General features: G+C 33.4%; 16 protein-coding genes. 7 read left to right on the top strand and 9 right to left on the bottom strand.

The window, feature by feature from the left end; translation table 11 throughout:
- Positions 1 to 173 precede the first annotated feature (173 nt).
- Positions 174 to 737: a hypothetical protein gene (locus ACIQ2Z_RS10740; protein ID WP_396184143.1), complete on the bottom strand. Its 564-nt coding sequence runs from the start codon at positions 735 to 737 to the stop codon at positions 174 to 176.
- A gap of 302 nt (positions 738 to 1,039) precedes the next feature.
- On the opposite strand from ACIQ2Z_RS10740, the gene ACIQ2Z_RS10735 reads away from it, so the two are divergent.
- Both ACIQ2Z_RS10735 and rlmB read left to right on the top strand, forming a co-directional pair.
- A complete protein-coding gene (locus tag ACIQ2Z_RS10735) occupies positions 1,040 to 2,707 on the top strand; it encodes a hypothetical protein (RefSeq protein WP_396184142.1) in 1,668 nt (555 codons plus the stop codon).
- A 28-nt stretch (positions 2,708 to 2,735) separates the two neighbouring features.
- A complete protein-coding gene (rlmB, locus tag ACIQ2Z_RS10730) occupies positions 2,736 to 3,470 on the top strand; it encodes a 23S rRNA (guanosine(2251)-2'-O)-methyltransferase RlmB (protein ID WP_396184141.1) in 735 nt (244 codons plus the stop codon).
- A gap of 1 nt (position 3,471) precedes the next feature.
- On the opposite strand, the gene ACIQ2Z_RS10725 is transcribed toward rlmB, so the two are convergent.
- Positions 3,472 to 4,230, bottom strand: a complete 759-nt coding sequence (locus tag ACIQ2Z_RS10725) for a rhomboid family intramembrane serine protease (RefSeq protein WP_396184140.1) — start codon at positions 4,228 to 4,230, stop codon at positions 3,472 to 3,474.
- A 73-nt stretch (positions 4,231 to 4,303) separates the two neighbouring features.
- Here ACIQ2Z_RS10725 and ACIQ2Z_RS10720 point away from each other — a divergent pair, with 73 nt between their 5' ends.
- On the top strand, positions 4,304 to 5,581 hold the full coding sequence (locus ACIQ2Z_RS10720) for a replication-associated recombination protein A (RefSeq protein WP_396184139.1): 1,278 nt from the start codon (positions 4,304 to 4,306) through the stop codon (positions 5,579 to 5,581).
- Here ACIQ2Z_RS10720 and ACIQ2Z_RS10715 read toward each other — a convergent pair.
- From ACIQ2Z_RS10715 to radC, 7 genes are all read right to left on the bottom strand, one after another.
- On the bottom strand, positions 5,578 to 6,318 hold the full coding sequence (locus ACIQ2Z_RS10715; RefSeq protein WP_396184138.1) for a hypothetical protein: 741 nt from the start codon (positions 6,316 to 6,318) through the stop codon (positions 5,578 to 5,580). The genes ACIQ2Z_RS10720 and ACIQ2Z_RS10715 overlap by 4 nt on opposite strands.
- Before the next feature lie 16 nt (positions 6,319 to 6,334).
- The gene (locus ACIQ2Z_RS10710; protein WP_396184137.1) at positions 6,335 to 7,021 is read right to left on the bottom strand and encodes a YjjG family noncanonical pyrimidine nucleotidase; all 687 of its coding nucleotides are present in this window, start codon (positions 7,019 to 7,021) and stop codon (positions 6,335 to 6,337) included.
- A 15-nt stretch (positions 7,022 to 7,036) separates the two neighbouring features.
- Positions 7,037 to 7,594 carry a hypothetical protein gene (locus ACIQ2Z_RS10705; protein WP_396184135.1) on the bottom strand — a complete coding sequence of 186 codons (558 nt, stop codon included), beginning with the start codon at positions 7,592 to 7,594 and terminating at the stop codon, positions 7,037 to 7,039.
- Positions 7,587 to 8,954 (bottom strand): FtsX-like permease family protein, encoded by a 1,368-nt coding sequence (locus ACIQ2Z_RS10700; protein ID WP_396184134.1) that lies wholly within the window; start codon positions 8,952 to 8,954, stop codon positions 7,587 to 7,589. The genes ACIQ2Z_RS10705 and ACIQ2Z_RS10700 overlap by 8 nt, the downstream gene beginning before the upstream one ends.
- On the bottom strand, positions 8,955 to 9,584 hold the full coding sequence (locus ACIQ2Z_RS10695) for an ABC transporter ATP-binding protein (protein ID WP_396184133.1): 630 nt from the start codon (positions 9,582 to 9,584) through the stop codon (positions 8,955 to 8,957).
- A 74-nt stretch (positions 9,585 to 9,658) separates the two neighbouring features.
- Positions 9,659 to 10,219: a PepSY domain-containing protein gene (locus tag ACIQ2Z_RS10690; protein ID WP_396184132.1), complete on the bottom strand. Its 561-nt coding sequence runs from the start codon at positions 10,217 to 10,219 to the stop codon at positions 9,659 to 9,661.
- Positions 10,220 to 10,233: 14 nt separating this feature from the next.
- Entirely contained in the window at positions 10,234 to 10,929 is a 696-nt protein-coding gene (gene radC, locus ACIQ2Z_RS10685) for a DNA repair protein RadC (protein WP_396184130.1), read from the bottom strand.
- A 109-nt stretch (positions 10,930 to 11,038) separates the two neighbouring features.
- Between radC and ACIQ2Z_RS10680 the strand changes: the two genes are divergently transcribed.
- The 4 genes from ACIQ2Z_RS10680 (at position 11,039) to ACIQ2Z_RS10665 (ending at position 16,971) form a co-directional block, all read left to right on the top strand.
- Positions 11,039 to 11,773 carry an outer membrane lipoprotein-sorting protein gene (locus ACIQ2Z_RS10680; RefSeq protein ID WP_396184129.1) on the top strand — a complete coding sequence of 245 codons (735 nt, stop codon included), beginning with the start codon at positions 11,039 to 11,041 and terminating at the stop codon, positions 11,771 to 11,773.
- Positions 11,774 to 11,834: 61 nt separating this feature from the next.
- Positions 11,835 to 14,915, top strand: a complete 3,081-nt coding sequence (locus ACIQ2Z_RS10675) for a WD40/YVTN/BNR-like repeat-containing protein (protein WP_396184128.1) — start codon at positions 11,835 to 11,837, stop codon at positions 14,913 to 14,915.
- A gap of 235 nt (positions 14,916 to 15,150) precedes the next feature.
- Positions 15,151 to 16,251, top strand: coding sequence for a formylglycine-generating enzyme family protein (locus tag ACIQ2Z_RS10670; protein ID WP_396184127.1), 1,101 nt, complete (start codon positions 15,151 to 15,153; stop codon positions 16,249 to 16,251).
- Between the two features lie 78 nt (positions 16,252 to 16,329).
- The gene (locus ACIQ2Z_RS10665) at positions 16,330 to 16,971 is read left to right on the top strand and encodes a DUF1287 domain-containing protein (RefSeq protein WP_396184126.1); all 642 of its coding nucleotides are present in this window, start codon (positions 16,330 to 16,332) and stop codon (positions 16,969 to 16,971) included.
- The last annotated feature ends 25 nt before the right edge of the window (positions 16,972 to 16,996 follow it).

Here is a 16,996-nt window from a genome sequence, read left to right as displayed (position 1 = left end):
TTTTTCTTTCCCCGACCCGCCGCGGCGGGTGGAAAAAAAAAGTAGTTCGAAACGATTGAGTATTATACATTCAAATGAGAAATGGTTACACTAAACGTCCTGATTTTGGCTCCCTTTAGGGCTGGGGGAAACAAAATCAGGTGGCTAAATTTTTGAGATTAATACTATGCTCTTTATTTATTCGCTTTTTCCTTTGTTTTTTTCTTTCCCCGGCCCGGAAAAAAAACATTTGTATATGAATCTATCCCTGCGTGAATTGTCTTCCATATTTCATTATCAACTATACCCCCAAGATTGGGATTTGTAGTGGGACCTGACTCTAGTATTCCCGTTGGTAAGCTATAATATGCCATAACACCACCTGCTACTGCAGTTGGTAAATTAACAGCAGTTGGACTTATGACCCATATTTTTACTTTTGTATTATTTCCTGCGTTTTTTAATGGTGTATTTATAAAATCAGAAATGTCTTGAAAAGCTTGACATAAAATTGCCCTACGCTGATTATGAGATGTATTTGATGTTAATTCCATTCCTGAACCACTTTCAAAGTAAAACTCAAATATTCCAGAAGTAAACAACAAAGTTGTTGTAGTTAATGTCCCGTTCTTCATCAAATATGGTTTAGAAATAGAAATATCTGTTAACTTATAAACATTACCTTCCTTATCAAACACATGGTCAAATATTCCAGCGGAAGAGTAGTTTATTTCTGAATCTTTTTCTTGAGAAAACATTAAAAATTTTCCAAAAAAAGAATAAAAAAAAGACAATACTGTTTTCTAATTTTAAACTTTCGATGTGTGTGTGTACATTTATGATATATTTTCATGTTAAATTTAGTAAATATTTTTAGCAAAACAAATCATAATTTATTTATTTTGTTTGAGCTGGTTTTTTTTTAGTGATGCATTTATGCACAACTGAATAAAATAAAACACCTAAACTATTCTCATACCAAGAATAGAGCCTAAAAGCAAAAAAAGGCTCTATACCATAATTCCTTTTTTTACGTTACTTTTATCGAAATTAAAATGGATTGAAAAAAATTCTTCTTATACTATTTCTTTGTTTATTTGGCTATTCATTGAAAGCTCAAAATGTATATTTAAAAGTGGAAGGAACTACTGCTTTTGAAACTAAAAAAATTGACTCCATTGGTTACCAAAATCGATTTGAGAACGCAAAAAGTATTATAGAGGAAACCGCTCTTTTGAGCAAAAAGCTTTTTGAAAATGGTTTTTTAGAAAGTGAGAATCTGGGAAATATAAAAACAAATGATTCTACTTTTTTATTCCAATATAAACTAGGCAAGAGAATTTCATTTCTACATATATACATAGGTAAAGAAAATAGTGAATTAATTCAAGAGAATTATGAATTAAAAAACGATGTATTGATTTTACCAATTACTTCTGTGGAAAGTTTTATGAATTTGCAATTAAAAAAGTTGGAGCAAAAAGGGTATTCATTGGCTAATTTGAAATTAGAAAATTTCAGAACCGAAGATTCACTTTTATTTGCTGATTTAAAAATCAAGAAAAACAGTCAGCGAATCCTGAACGATATTGTTATCAATGGGTCTTCTAAATTTCCAGAAAGTCACAAACGCAATTTAATGCGATTATATGCCAATAGAACTTTTAACCAAGACGGGCTTCAAAAGGTTTTTAAAGAAATAGAAGAATATCGGTTTGTAAAACAGACCAAATACCCTGAAATATTATTTACACAGGATTCCACTAAAATATATGTCTATCTTGAAAAGGCAAAATCTAACCGATTTGATGGTTTTATAGGATTTTCAAATGAAGAAGATGGCAAATTCAGCTTTAATGGTTATTTAGATATTTTATTGCACAACATTTTAAACTCGGGCGAACAATTTTTAATTTATTGGAAAAATGACGGCAAAAAACAAACTTCGTTTAACATTGGCCTTCAAGTTCCATACCTATTTAAAAGTCCGATAGGAATAAAAGCAGAGCTAAACATATTTAAAAAAGACAGCACTTTTCAAAACACGAATACTTCAATTGATTTAGGCTACTTTTTTAACTATAACAGCAGACTTTACCTAGGTTATCAAGCAACAGAATCCAGTGATATTCAAAATGTAAATTCTAGTTTTATCAGTGATTTCACAAATTCGTTTGTCACCTCTCAGTATGAATTTACTAAATTCAAAACTGATGATTTTTTATTTCCGGAAAAGACGGTGTTCCATTTTAAAATTGGATTAGGTAAACGAGATTCTAAAACAGATTCTCAAAATCAGGTTTTTGGAAAGATGGAATTAAGGCATAATTTTTATTTAAATGCCAAAAATGTCATCCACCTCAAAAGTCAAAACTATCTGTTAACTAGTGAAAATTATATTGTAAATGAATTATACCGTTTTGGAGGAATCAATTCTATCCGAGGTTTCAACGAAAACAGTTTACAAGGAAATTTATTCACTTCGTTGCTGACCGAATATCGTTATGTGCTTTCTCCCGGAATGTATGTTCATTCCATTATTGATTATGGATACTACCAAGACCAAACAAATGCCTCGAATGATTCGCTTATAGGATTAGGTTTTGGATTTGGATTATTAACCAAAAATGGGCTTTTCAATTTAATTTATGCCAATGGAAGTACCAATGATGAGGCAATTAAATTAGCCAATTCTATCGTTCATATTAGTTTTAAATCGAGTTTTTAAGTTCCTAACTTAATTGTACCTTTGCGGCATGGAGAAAGAAAATCAAATATTTGGTATCAGAGCAATCATTGAAGCCATTCAAGCCGGAAAAGAACTAGATAAAGTTTTTTTACAAAAAGATGCTCAAGGTGACTTGATGCGGGATTTGTTGAAAACAATGAAGCAACATAAGGTAAATTTCACTTATGTTCCTGTTGAAAAACTGAATCGATTGACTTCAAAAAATCACCAAGGAGCTGTGGCTTCCATTGCACCGGTTTCATTTCATGATTTAGAAACTTTGGTGACAACCGTTTTAGAAAGTGGAAAAACACCCTTGTTTTTAATTCTAGACCAGCTTTCTGATGCACGAAATTTTGGAGCCATCATCCGTACGGCTGAATGTACCGGTGTGGACGGAATTATCATTGGTAAACAAGGAGCTGCTCCTGTAAATGGCGATACGGTCAAAACCAGTGCCGGTGCTGTTTTTAATGTCCCTATTTGTAAAGTAGAACACATTAAAGACGCTATTTTTTTTCTGCAAGGTTCCGGAGTAAAAACCATCGCAGCCACCGAAAAAACAGATTCAACTTTGTATGACTTATCGCTTAACAAACCTTTAGCTATTATTATGGGTAGCGAGGACCGTGGCGTCAATCCTTCCGTTTTAAAAATTGTAGATGAAAAAGCTAAACTTCCCATGTTTGGAACCATTGCCTCTTTAAATGTTTCCGTGGCTTGTGGTGCTTTTTTATATGAAGTAGTCAGACAAAGACAGTAATTTATTCTTCTTTTTTTGAAATATAGTCATAGACAATATTTGAGGAAGGTGTAAATTGATTTTGAGTCTCTATATATTCCAATTCTTCTTCTTTTGGTGTATTGACAAAATTTCCATTTTCATCGAAATGTTTCATAAACGGATCGAGTTCGGGATTAAAATTTGGCTTTTCCCATTCATATCGAATTGGCTTTTTATATTTTTCTGCTTTATATAGTATAGAAAACAAAAACCCTGTAATAAAACCAGCCAAATGCCCTTCCCAAGAAATTTGGTTATCAACTTCAGGAAAAATATACCAAATTGTTCCTCCATATAACATGACAATCACTAAAGACAAAGCCACTAATCGATAATATTTTGTTTGAACTCCTTTAAAAAAAATAAAACTTACCAACACATAAATGAGTCCACTTGCTCCAATGTGATAACTTTCTCTTCCAATAATCCAAGTTCCAAGCCCTGAAACAAGAATACCAAAAATCAAAACTTGCAAAGAAACTTCTCTATAAAAATAACGCAATAAGGCTATCAGAAAAAGCAATGGAATAGAATTATTATACAAATGTTTAATATCTCCATGCAAAAAAGGACTCAACAAAATTCCTCTTAATCCACTCCAAGATCTGGGTAAAATTCCATAATCATCAAAATCCACTTTGAAACGAACCTCTACCCAGAAGACAATCCACATAGCCAACACAAAAAAAAGTGGCCAGGCAATTACAGAAGTAGAAAATAAAAAAGGTTTTTGTTTCATCAAAAATTAGAAATCAAAAATACAACCAAAACGAAAGTAGTGCTTTTTTGTCAGAATTCTGTATTTTTACACCATGGAAGCACCTTTAGCCGAACGCATTAGGCCTCAACATTTGTCGGAATATATCAGTCAGTTACATTTAGTGGGTGAACATGGTTCGTTGACGCACCAAATTGCTAAAGGAATTATTCCGAGTTTAATTTTATGGGGGCCTCCCGGAACCGGAAAAACAACTTTAGCACAAATTATGGCTCAAGAAAGTAAGCGGCCATTTTACACGCTAAGTGCAATAAATTCAGGAGTTAAAGACATTCGCGATGTCATTGAAAAAGCCAAACAAAGTGGTGGTTTATTCACTACTAAAAACCCAATATTGTTCATTGACGAGATTCATCGTTTTAGCAAATCGCAACAAGATTCATTGTTAGCTGCTGTCGAAAAAGGTTGGGTTACACTTATTGGAGCCACTACCGAAAATCCAAGTTTTGAAGTCATTCCAGCATTATTGTCAAGATGTCAGGTTTATATTCTAAATTCATTATTAAAAGCAGATCTTGAGCAACTGTTACAAAGAGCGATTGAACAGGATGTTGTTTTAAAAAGTAAAAACATCCAACTGATAGAAACTGAAGCTTTACTAAGACTTTCTGGTGGAGATGGTAGAAAATTACTCAATATTTTTGAATTAATAGTCAATGCAACAGATATTGAACCGATTGAAATTACGAATGAAAAAGTAATGCAATTGGTCCAAAAAAATACTATTTTATATGACAAAACAGGTGAGCAACATTATGATATCGTTTCCGCCTTTATAAAATCTATCCGAGGAAGTGACCCCAATGGGGCTGTTTATTGGTTGGCTAGAATGATTGAAGGTGGTGAAGATGTAAAATTTATTGCCCGTAGAATGTTGATTTTAGCCAGTGAAGACATTGGCAATGCAAATCCAACCGCTTTAATTATGGCTAACAATACTTTTCAAGCTGTTACAACCATTGGTTATCCCGAAAGCAGAATATTATTGAGTCAGTGTGCAATTTATTTAGCCACATCAGCTAAAAGTAATGCAAGTTATTTGGCTATAGGAAAAGCACAACAATTGGTCAAACAAACCGGAGACTTACCGGTTCCTTTTAATTTGAGAAATGCTCCTACCAAATTGATGAAGGAATTGGGATATGGAGACGAATACAAATATGCTCATGATTTTGAAAATAATTTCTCAGAACAGGAATTCCTCCCGGATGAACTTCAAAATAATGTACTATATGAACCCGGAAATAATCCACGTGAAAAAGAATTGCGTACTTTTTTAAAAAACAGATGGAAAGATAAATATGGCTACTAGAAATTGATTTCTAATTTTTCTGAAATTAATTTATCCTCTTGATTGTATTCAAAAAACCATTGCCCTTCTTTTTGAAAAACAACACCGGAATGTTTGCCTTTTTGGGCAATAAAAAAATCGGCTTTACCTGTTGAAGTTAATTTGAAAACAACATTTTGAGCAGTATCGACTAAGTGATAACCTCCATTTATTTTCAAAGCCTGCAAACTGTTTTCGGTTGTTGATTGTGGCTTGGAAACTACTTCTGCAGTTTCTATAACTTCTGTAGTAATAACCGTTGAATTCGCCGGTATATTTAAACTTTTAGTTGCTCCATTATAACTGTAGTTCAACTCATATAACGAGGCAAATGCTAAGTTTAAAGCTTCTGTGTATGCTTTATTAAAGTCTTTTTCTTTGCTTTTTCCTGCTTCACTTTTATGAACAATATTGTTTTGACAGTCTCTAAAAACAATAGTGAGATTTGTCCAAATAAATCCACCTACTTCTTCAATATCAACTTTCAATACTTCACAAGCATTTTCAACAATTTCTTTTGGAATTTTAGTATTATTATAAAATGCCTTAAAACCCATTTTTTCCAAATTATATTTTGTGAATGTATTCAAACGATATTCATTATCCTTTTCCATAAAATCAAAACGAACAGGTACAATCACATATTGATAATCATTCAATGTTTGCGAAAATGTTAAATTAGAAAGAAAGATAAAAAAAGCAAAAATTATTTTTTTCATAATTGAATTTTAAAAATTAAAGATATTCTTTTAAAAGCATTAAATGATTTACCTGATGAATTTTTTCATCAACCGATACATTAAATTCATTGAAAAATATAGCATCTAAGCCAACATTTATAGCTCCTTCAATATCTGCTTCAAGGCTATCACCAATCATTATACTTTTGGATTTTGTGGCATTTGCTTTTTTTAAAGCATATTCAAAAATCAGCGGATTAGGTTTTTTTACTCCAGCCATTTCGGAATTTGTTATGGTTTGAAAAAAGTGTTCAATGTTTGAGTTTTTCAATTTTCCTGCTTGAACAGTCTGAAATCCATTTGTTATAATATGCAACTTATATTTAGGAAATAAATAGTCTAAAATTTCCCAAGCACCTTCATATAAATAATTAAATTGAGGCAAATAGTGAATATATTCATGAGACAATAAATGAATCATTTCATCCACAACATCCTTATTCATCAAATCAAATACTTCTTTCAACCGATGATAACGAAGATCCTCTTGAGATATTTTTTCATCGCGATACAATTTCCAATATTTCAAATTTGTTGGAATATAATGCAACAGAAATTCCTCTAAATTTAAATCTAATTGGTGTTTTTCAAATATTTTTTCAAAAGCTAATGCTGAATTTTTTTCAAAATCCCACAAGGTATGATCCAAATCAAAAAAAACATCCGTCTTGTTTTTAAACACAAAAAATAAATTTATTTATTTACCCCCTTTTATAATTACGGCATTTTCAATATGATAAATCCAATCGTTCACATCATTATCATTGTAACGGAAAGTTCCTTCCATGGTTACATATTGATCTGTTTTTAGCTTTGGTGTCGCTCCTTTAAACTTGATTCCCATAATGGTTTCGGGTCCGGCTTGACCACAGAAAAAACAAGAGGCAAAAACATTTTTACTTAAAGCATATGATACGTTGTCAATAGGAATAATAAATCCACTCATCACAATTTTCTTCTTGTTTTTTTCTTTTAAAGTTGAATTCACAATTGGAAACATTACACCATCCGGATAGTCTTTGTCCGGTTTTTTTATAAATTTAATTACTCCCAATAATTTCCATGATAAGGTATCAGGTACTTGCATAAATACAGCATCATTTTCGATTAATTCAGGCATAAAACTGGCTGTTTGTAAAGATGGCTTTACAGTTTTTGTATCAATTTGGTTTACGCCAATTTTAGGAATAAATGAACTGTCTAAAAAAATAATTAATCCGAAGATAATTATGAAAAAAATATATATTTTACGCATTTGCCAATGTTTTTGAAATATTTAGTCGGTAAGCTTTTATAGCCGGAATGACCGCTGCAATTACACCCACAAAGATAGTAACCAAAAACAAAAGTCCTTCTTTTTCCCAAAGAATTGTCATTGGGTTAAATGCCATTTTGAATTGTTCGTCAGTGGTAGCAGATATCATCATTAAGACTATTCTTCCAATAAGTGTACCAAAAACAAATCCAACTATGCATAGTAGAAGGCTTTCGAAAAGCACTAGTGCCAATAGCTGTATACGTGAAGCTCCGGAAACTCTTAATAACGCAAACTCATATTTACGTTCTTTTAAACGATTATATAAAGCAATAAAAATACTTATACCGGAAATGAACATAATTCCGTAGGCCAGATATTGTAATGCTTGTAAACCAATTCCAAACAACGAAAACAAACGATTGATTTCAATGGCCGGAAGAGCTGCCTGCATTTTTGTGTTTTGAGCAATCATCCTAGGCCAAGAAATAATTCCCATTTTATTTTTAAATTTAATTAAAACCGCGGTGATTTCTTTTTCTTCTACATGTTCGTGCTCATCGCCTTCTTCATGCACATGACCTTCTTCACCATGATCGGGATTTTCGGAAACTTCATCGTCGTGATTGCAATTTTCATCATGCACATGCTCTTCATGGTCATGTTCGTCTCCATCTACATGCACGTGACCTTCTTTGCCATGAGGTGGATTTTCATCTTCTGAATGTGTTTCACCACCGTGATCGTGTCCGGAATGCATTTCCCAAACACTTTCAACTGTACATAAAATTAAATTATCAATTACTTTTCCGGTTGGAGAGGCTATTCCGACTACTACATACGCATATTCATCATGCACATCGCCTTCTTCTGCATCGCCGTGGGTTCCAAAAAATTTATCTCCAAGTTTGATATTAAGTTTTTTAGCAATCTCACTTCCGATAACGACTTCAAAATTCTTTTCAAACACTTTTCCTCCGGAAATAGTGGCTGTGTATTTTTTTATATAATCGGGCGTAGTTCCAACAATTTTAAATCCCCGGTAATTATCGCCAAAAGCTAAGGGAATAGCAGTTTCTACAAACGGATGTTTCATCCAAACTTCGGCTTCTTTGTAATCAATGTTTCCGGTTGGAGCATCAACGTGATAAACAGAAGAAAGTATCAATTGCAGCGGACTTCCTTGTGCTCCCATAACCAAATCAACGCCATCAATGTTACTTGAAAATTGTTTTTCAAATTGTTCTTGTAATAAAATTAAAAGTGAAATTATTGCTACGGATGCAGTTAATAAAACTAAACTTAAAACCGTATTTAAAGGCTTAAACCAAAGGTTTTTCCATGCTAATTTTCCAATCATTTAGTTTAAGTTTAATTGGTTAGAAAATTTATCTTTCAATCGTTGGTCGTGTGTTACAATTATCAATGCAGCGTTGTATTCTTTAGACAATTGGACTAACAAATCCGCTACTTTTGCCGCATTTTCATCATCTAAACTTGAAGTTGGTTCATCGGCTAAAAGCAGTTTTGGCTCATTAATCAAAGCTCTAGCAATCGAAACCCGCTGTTGTTGCCCTACACTTAAATTGGAAGGCAATTTATACATCTGATCTTCTAAATCCAACTCTTTTAAAAGTGCTTTTGCTTTGTCGGTTGCTTTTTTTCCGGTGGCCAACCAGGAAGCCAACACCACATTTTCGAGCACATTTAAAGAAGCCATAAAATGCGATTGTTGCAAAACTAAGCCGATATTATTTCCGCGAAAGCGATCTAATTCTTTTTCAGATAAAGAGGAAATAGTGGTATCTTGAATGGAAATCGAACCCGATTCTGGTCGTAACAATCCACCCAACAGGTGTAATAAGGTGGTTTTTCCTTTTCCTGAATTTCCGGTAATAAGTAGTGCTTCAGACGCTGAACAATGCATATCAGGAAAATGAAATGCTGTGGTGGAATTATACGAAAAAAACACATTTTTGATTGTTATCATACAAGCTTTGTTTGTGGTGTGGAAAGATAGTGCTAAAATGAAAAATTATTTGTTAATCAATTCTAAAATTTAGCTTAGGATTTTCTCATTTGTTTTGGTCCGTACCAAAGCCAAAATCCGGTAATTGTAAAAAGCATCAAAGCCAAACTCATGATGATGGTATAAATCAATTTAAAAACGCCTGATTGAAATCCTAAATAGTAATCAACGATTGAACCGTCGTGAATTTTTTCAATAACATCAGATCGTCTCAAATCAATCTGCAATAAATTTCCGGTTGCACCATCGAGTTGTACTTCGTAAAAATTAGATTTAAAAGTAAATTTAACTATTCCTTTTTCAGGTCGAACATCAATTCTGTCAATTTCTATCTTTTTCGTTTGGTTAAGAAAATCTACCAAAAAACGACTAGCATTCTTTTGCAGACTATCTATAGGTAAAAATTTAGTTAGTTGGGTTGTAGAGCCGATTTTTGTATCGGGTAGAATAACTCCTCCACTATGCTTTTTTATCCCCAACAAAAATCCGGTGACTGCTATCAAAAAGAAAAAAACAAACAAAAATGCTCCTGTTGTTCGGTGCACTTTCCTAAATATTCGGATTAATTTGGCTTGACTTTTTCTTTTTTCAGACATTCATAGTGTGTTAATTATAGTATTCCTTCATCGGCAAAACTGAAATAGCCGTATTCAGTTACAATAATATGGTCTATAACAGACATATCCAATTGTTTTGCCGCCAATTTTAATTTTTGTGTAATTTGAATATCTGCTTCACTCGCAATTAATTTTCCAGAAGGATGATTATGAGTTAAAACAAAAGATAAAGCATTATTTTCTAAGGCAGTTTTCAAAAGTAAACGAACATCTACTACTGTTCCAGTAATTCCACCTTTACTGAGTTGAGCTTTATAAATTATCTTATTGGCATTATTTAAATATAAAACCCAGAATTCTTCATGGGGCAATTCTCCAATAATAGGTTGCATAATCTCATAAACAATTCGACTGGAGGTAATTTTTATTAATTCTTGCACTCCTTCCTCTTTACGTCTTTTTCCTAATTCTCCGGCAGCTATAATTGAAATGGCTTTTGCCTTACCAATACCTTTAAATTTTGTTAATTGTTGAATTGACATTTTACCTAAACTATTTAGGTTGTTTTGAACACTGGCTAAAATTTTTTTGCTTAATTCAACTGCACTTTCATTTCGGTTTCCTGATCCTATAAGTATGGCTAAAAGTTCAGCATCACTCAAAGTTGATTTTCCTTTGAGCATTAATTTCTCCCTGGGCTTGTCATCATCTGCCCAATATTTAATTGAAAAAGAGTTAGTTTCTTCCATTCTGTTTGGCGTTTAAATAATTTAAAAAAATAAAATTACAAAAAAATAAAATTTTATGTAACATATTTATTATTTTTATTACTTATTAATAAATTTTAAAACTTCTACAATGAAAAAAATTGGATCTTTAGTAAGCATGATGCTACTTGTTTTTGTTAGTTTTTCAACTTATGCTCAAACAGCAGATGAAATTATAAGTACTTATTTAAAAAATATTGGTGGCGTCGAAAAATTCAAAAGTTTAACCGGTACCAAAACCGAAATGACAGTAAACTATGAAGGGATGGAAATTCCCGTTGAACTAGTTCAACTTAAAGGAGGTAAAATGTACTTGAAAATCAATTTTCAAGGTCAGGAAATTACACAAATGGCTTTTGACGGAACTACTGCTTGGTCAACTAATTTCATGACAATGAAAGCCGAAAAAATGGAATCTGAAATGGTTCAAAATATCAAAGATGAAGCAAACGATTATCCGGATGCAATGCTTGATTATAAAGCAAAAGGTTATACAGCTGAATATTTAGGAAAAGAAACTAAAGAAGGGACAGAGTGTCATAAAATAAAATTGACTAAAAAACCTCAAACCATTGATGGACAAAAAATGGACAACGTTGTTTTTTATTATTTTGATACTGAAAATAATGTGCCTATTCTAACTGAAACTGAAGTAAAATCAGGCCCTGCTAAAGGTCAAATTTCCACTACCACGATGAGTGATTACCAAGAAGTGGATGGTTTGTATTTCCCGTTTTCAATGAATCAAGGAGGACAAGCCATGAAAATCAAAAAAATCACATTGAATCCAACTGTTGATTCTAGTGCTTTTGACTTTAAAGAATAATTACAAAAAATCGTACAAATCCCCAAGTTTAAAGTTGGGGATTTTTTAATTAATCTATTTTATGAAAAAACTTAATTCAATTATTTGTTTACTTGGGTTATTTTCTATAAGCTTTTCTCAAGCTCAAGAGGAGATAATTTTAAAAGGAAAAGAGCTTTATGGTGATATTAAAGCCCGTCAAATTGGCCCAGCCATTATGAGTGGTAGGATTTCAGATATTGCTAATCATCCCACTAACAATAAAATCATTTATATTGGTGCTGCCGGTGGCGGTGTATGGAAAAGTTCTGATGGTGGAGCCTCCTTCTCTCCTATTTTTGACAAACATATTCAATCTATTGGTTGTGTAACCATTGACCCTAATAATCCTGATAATACTATTTGGGTGGGAACCGGCGAACCTTGGACCAGAAATAGTGTTTCTGTAGGTGACGGAATATATAAATCAACTGATGGTGGTCTGAATTGGAATAACATGGGTTTACCTAAATCTGATCGTATTACATCCATTATTGTAGACCCTAGAAACAGTGATATAGTTTGGGCAGGTGTTTTAGGAGCTCTTTGGGGCGATAGTGAAGAACGAGGTGTTTATAAAACTACAGACGGTGGTAAAACATGGAACAAAGTTTTTTATGTAGATCAAAAAACAGGTTGTGCTGACTTGGTCATTGATCCTAAAAATCCGGATATTATGTATGCCAGTTTTTGGGAATTTAGAAGAACAGCTTGGTCATTCAATTCCGGCGGAAATAATTCTGCACTATACAAAACTACAGATGGTGGAAAAACGTGGAATAAAATTCATACCGGTTTTCCAAAAGGTCAATTAGGGCGAATTGCCATAGCAACTGCACCTTCAAAACCTGAAATTTTGTATGCTGTTTTAGAAACAGAACAAGATAAAGACAAAGGTTTATATCGTTCGGATGATTCCGGAGTAACTTGGAAACATTTAAACAGTGATTTTGAACTAGTGGTTCGTCCGTTTTATTTTTCAAGAATTACCATTGACCCAAGAAATCCAGATATTTTATACAAAGGTGGTTTGAGAGGTTCCATCAGTAGAGATGGTGGCAAAACATTCAAACCACTAGGAGCTATGCATGCTGACATTCATGATATAACGGTTGATTTACATGACAGTAATCGAATTTACGTGGCTACAGATGGAGGTTTATACAGAAGTTGGGATTCAGGTAATACGATGGATATCGTTAAAAATTTACCTCTTTCTCAGTACTATCATTTAAGTTTAGATAATGAAGAGCCTTACAATATATATGGTGGTTTACAAGACAATGGCTCTTGGTATGGCCCAAGTAAAAGCGATGGTGGAATTGAAGCACGAGATTGGCACAGTGTAGGTTATGGCGATGGTTTTCGTGTTTTAAAACATCCAACCAAAAAAATTATTTACAGTGAAATGCAGGGTGCTGAAAACATTTGGCGTTATAATTTAGATTCTAAAGAATTAAAAACCATTCAACCTTTAGCAATAAAAGGCGACCCTAAATTGCGTTTTAACTGGAATACTCCAATTGTAACTGGAATTCACAATCCGGACAGAATTTATGCTGGAAGTCAATTTGTGCATGTTTCAGACGATATGGGACAAACATGGCGGAAAATATCCGGTGATTTAACAACGAATGATCCTTCTAAAACAAACACAGAAAAATCGGGAGGTTTATCTGTTGATAATTCCGGTGCTGAAAATCATTGTACAATTTTCACTATTGCTGAATCACCTTTAAATAAAGAAGTTCTTTGGGCTGGCACTGATGACGGAAATGTTCAAATCACAAAAGACGGCGGAAAAACATGGTCAAATGTAACTTTGAATTTAAAAGGGTTACCAAAAAATACTTGGTGTTATCATATTGAAGCTAGTGTTTTTGATGCGGGTACTGCGTATGCCGTTTTTGATGGACATTCCAAAAATGATTATGCTTCTTACGTTTATAAGACTTCCGATTTTGGTAAAACTTGGAATTCAATTGTTACTGCCGATATAGATGGTTTTGCCAGAAATATCCAAGAAGATTTTAAAAATCCTAACTTGTTATTTTTAGGAACTGAAAAAGGGTTATACATTACCATAGATGGTGGAAAAAATTGGTCAAAATTTGAAAATGAAATGCCGGCTGTAGCAGTTCATTATCTTGATTTACATCCAAAAACGAATGATTTAGTAATGGCAACACATGGAAGAGGAATCATTATTTTAGATGATATAAGTCCGTTACGACAAGTAAATCAAGATATTTTGAAAAAAGAAGTGCATTTTTTTGACACTAAACCTTTTGTTATTGAAGAGCAATCGAGTTTTGGCGGGACAGCTTCTGAATTAGAATTTGTGGGTCCCAATCCAAATACATCGGTTCAATTAGTATATTATTTGAAAAAACGTAATACTTTCGGAAAAATGGATTTAGAAATTCAAGATATGAAAGGTAATAAAATAGTAACTCTTGCTCCGGGAAATCAAAAAGGAATCAATATTGTTACTTGGGGATTCAATACCAAAAATCCGAAACTAGCAACCGCTAAAACATTAAGTTATGGTGGATTTACAGCACCAAGAGTAACGGCCGGAACATACAAAGCTGTTTTAACCAAAGGAAAAGAAACTTATGTAAAAGAATTCCAAGTAGTAAATGATCCAAAAAGTGTCATTTCAGAAGCTGATCGAAATAAACAAGCTGAAACAACTAAAATGCTTTTTGACAAAAATGAAGAATTAGCTTATATGGTTTATGAATTAGATGAAATGATTTCGTTAAACAAAAAAATAATGGAGAAAGATCCCAAATCAGCCAAAACAAATGGGAAAATTGATTCGGAATTAAATTCATTAAAAAACACGATGGTAGTTACCACGGGTGACATGTATGTAGGAGCTGCTGAGCCCCAGTTAAGAGAAAAATTAAGTGCTATTTATGCCACGGTTGCTTCACAATTTGATGCTCCATCTCCCTCACAAGTTTCGAATATTGAAAATGTGATGGATAAATTTAATACGGCAGCATCCGGTTTTAAAGATTTAAAAGGGAAATACAAATCAAAATTGATGGAACAAGCTGCCAAACTTCAAATTCCTTTTTCATTAAAAACGTTTGAAGAATATTTAAAAGATTAATTTTAACTAAGGTTGTCTATTCAGCCAAACGCTTAATTTGCTTTTAGATCAAAATACTATGTGGAATTTATTAAAAATAAAAATGAATGATACCAAAATAAATCTCAATAGTTACAATTAATTTTCTAAAGGTATTTATTAAATCCTTGTCCAAAGTTTCGGCAAGACTTATGACTAGTATCAAAATAAATCTTAAATTTGAATAGATTTAATCTCTATTTCTTTTACTTAACTCATGAATTATTGTAACCCGCACTTTCTGTTGATGATGTTGATTTTTTCTGTACTCTTTTCCTGTAATAATAAAAATGAAGCCAGCGAAAACGTTCAGAATACAACAGAAAAAACAGAAAAGCAAACAATAGAAAATAAACAGAATATCCCTGTAAATAAAGAACCTGGGATGGTCTGGATTCCAGGAGGTACCTTCTATATGGGTACCGATGAAGAATGTGAATCCATGTGCCAAATTGGGGGCTTAACTGCTGATTGCAAAGTACATCAAGTATATGTTGACGGCTTTTGGATGGACGAACATGAGGTAACTAATGCTCAATTTGCAGCCTTTGTAAAAGCTACGGGCTACAAAACCATCGCAGAAATAATACCAACTAGGGAAGAATTTCCGGATGCTCCGGCTGAACTGCTGGTAGCTGGATCTGTTGTTTTTAGTCCACCCGCACAAGTTCAAAGTTTGAATAATTTTTACCAATGGTGGGATTACATTGGAGCCGCCAACTGGCGTCATCCTGCAGGTCCTGGAAGCACGATTATAGGGAAAGAGAATTTTCCTGTCATACATATTGCATGGGATGATGCAATGGCTTATGCAAAATGGGCAGGAAAACGCTTGCCTACTGAAGCCGAATGGGAATTTGCAGCAAGAGGTGGCTTAAGTGCCAAAAAGTTTGCTTGGGGTGATGAATTTACGCCTAATCATAAGCACATGGCCAATACTTTTCAAGGTATTTTTCCAAGTAATGATGCCGGAACCGACGGTTTTAAGGGAATTGCACCTGTAAAACAGTATTCCGCAAATGGCTATGGCTTGTATGATATGTCCGGGAATGTTTGGGAATGGTGTTCGGATTGGTACAAAAATGACTATTTTAATACTTTGCCTCCAAATGAAGTTACTAAAAATCCAAAAGGCCCAAACGAAAGCCATGATCCTGCAGAACCCGGAGTAGCAAAAAAAGTTCATAGAGGAGGTTCTTTTTTATGCTCCGATCAATATTGCTCAAGATATGTAATGGGAACAAGGGGCAAGGGTGAAGTTAAAACCGGCACAAACCATCTAGGATTTCGATGTGTAAAAATGGCCAAACAGAAATGATTCAATAAAAAATTTTAAATTCTCAGAATATCAAAAGTAACTTTTTTACGTTAAAGTTAACTATAGCGTAAAAAACACATGAAATCAATCGCATTACTTTTGTCATCATTTTTATTTTTGAACTGTAAAAATGAAATCCCAACCAAAGAAACGGCTTCAATTCATCCGAATGAAAATAAGGAAACAACATTAAATGCGGCTGATTTTTATCAAAAACTTTCCAATGCGGCACTTTCAATTATTGACCCTGAAGTCATTTACACGCCAGATTATGTAGGCGTCAAATATCCAAATGGCGATGTGCCTCCCAAAACAGGCGTTTGTACAGATGTTATTATTCGTGCTTATCGAAAACTAAACATCGATTTGCAGAAGGAAGTCCATGAAGACATGAAAGCAAATTTTTCACGCTACCCAAAAACGTGGGGTTTACAAACTACTGATAAAAACATTGACCACCGAAGAGTACCCAACTTGGAAGTATTTTTTACCAGAAAAGGAGAAAAATTAGCTATTTCTCAAAATCCAAATGAATATAAAACAGGCGACTTGGTTACTTGGATGATCGCTGATAAATTACCACATATAGGTATTGTTACCCACAAAAAATCGGCAGATGGCAAACGCAATTTAATTGTTCACAATGTTGGTGGCGGACAAGTATTGGAAGACTGCTTGTTTAGTTGGAAAATCGTTGGACATTTTCGGTATGAGAAGTAATGTGGCAATGTGAAAATGTGGCAAT

The organism is Flavobacterium sp. (assembly GCF_044361015.1).
GTDB lineage: Bacteria > Bacteroidota > Bacteroidia > Flavobacteriales > Flavobacteriaceae > Flavobacterium.
The sequence above is the reverse complement of the archived record's forward strand: the minus strand, read 5'-3'. Positions and strand labels throughout refer to the sequence as shown.

Bases quoted from the DNA above. Each gene is read 5' to 3' on its own strand.
- ACIQ2Z_RS10725 (WP_396184140.1), bottom strand. From the start codon at position 4,230: ATGAAACAAAAACCTTTTTTATTTTCTACTTCTGTAATTGCCTGGCCA.
- ACIQ2Z_RS10695 (WP_396184133.1), bottom strand. From the start codon at position 9,584: ATGATAACAATCAAAAATGTGTTTTTTTCGTATAATTCCACCACAGCA.
- ACIQ2Z_RS10680 (WP_396184129.1), top strand. From the start codon at position 11,039: ATGAAAAAAATTGGATCTTTAGTAAGCATGATGCTACTTGTTTTTGTT.
- ACIQ2Z_RS10740 (WP_396184143.1), bottom strand. From the start codon at position 737: ATGTTTTCTCAAGAAAAAGATTCAGAAATAAACTACTCTTCCGCTGGA.
- ACIQ2Z_RS10715 (WP_396184138.1), bottom strand. From the start codon at position 6,318: ATGAAAAAAATAATTTTTGCTTTTTTTATCTTTCTTTCTAATTTAACA.
- ACIQ2Z_RS10690 (WP_396184132.1), bottom strand. From the start codon at position 10,219: ATGTCTGAAAAAAGAAAAAGTCAAGCCAAATTAATCCGAATATTTAGG.
- ACIQ2Z_RS10720 (WP_396184139.1), top strand. From the start codon at position 4,304: ATGGAAGCACCTTTAGCCGAACGCATTAGGCCTCAACATTTGTCGGAA.
- ACIQ2Z_RS10705 (WP_396184135.1), bottom strand. From the start codon at position 7,594: ATGCGTAAAATATATATTTTTTTCATAATTATCTTCGGATTAATTATT.
- radC (WP_396184130.1), bottom strand. From the start codon at position 10,929: ATGGAAGAAACTAACTCTTTTTCAATTAAATATTGGGCAGATGATGAC.
- ACIQ2Z_RS10675 (WP_396184128.1), top strand. From the start codon at position 11,835: ATGAAAAAACTTAATTCAATTATTTGTTTACTTGGGTTATTTTCTATA.
- ACIQ2Z_RS10700 (WP_396184134.1), bottom strand. From the start codon at position 8,954: ATGATTGGAAAATTAGCATGGAAAAACCTTTGGTTTAAGCCTTTAAAT.
- ACIQ2Z_RS10670 (WP_396184127.1), top strand. From the start codon at position 15,151: ATGAATTATTGTAACCCGCACTTTCTGTTGATGATGTTGATTTTTTCT.
- ACIQ2Z_RS10665 (WP_396184126.1), top strand. From the start codon at position 16,330: ATGAAATCAATCGCATTACTTTTGTCATCATTTTTATTTTTGAACTGT.
- rlmB (WP_396184141.1), top strand. From the start codon at position 2,736: ATGGAGAAAGAAAATCAAATATTTGGTATCAGAGCAATCATTGAAGCC.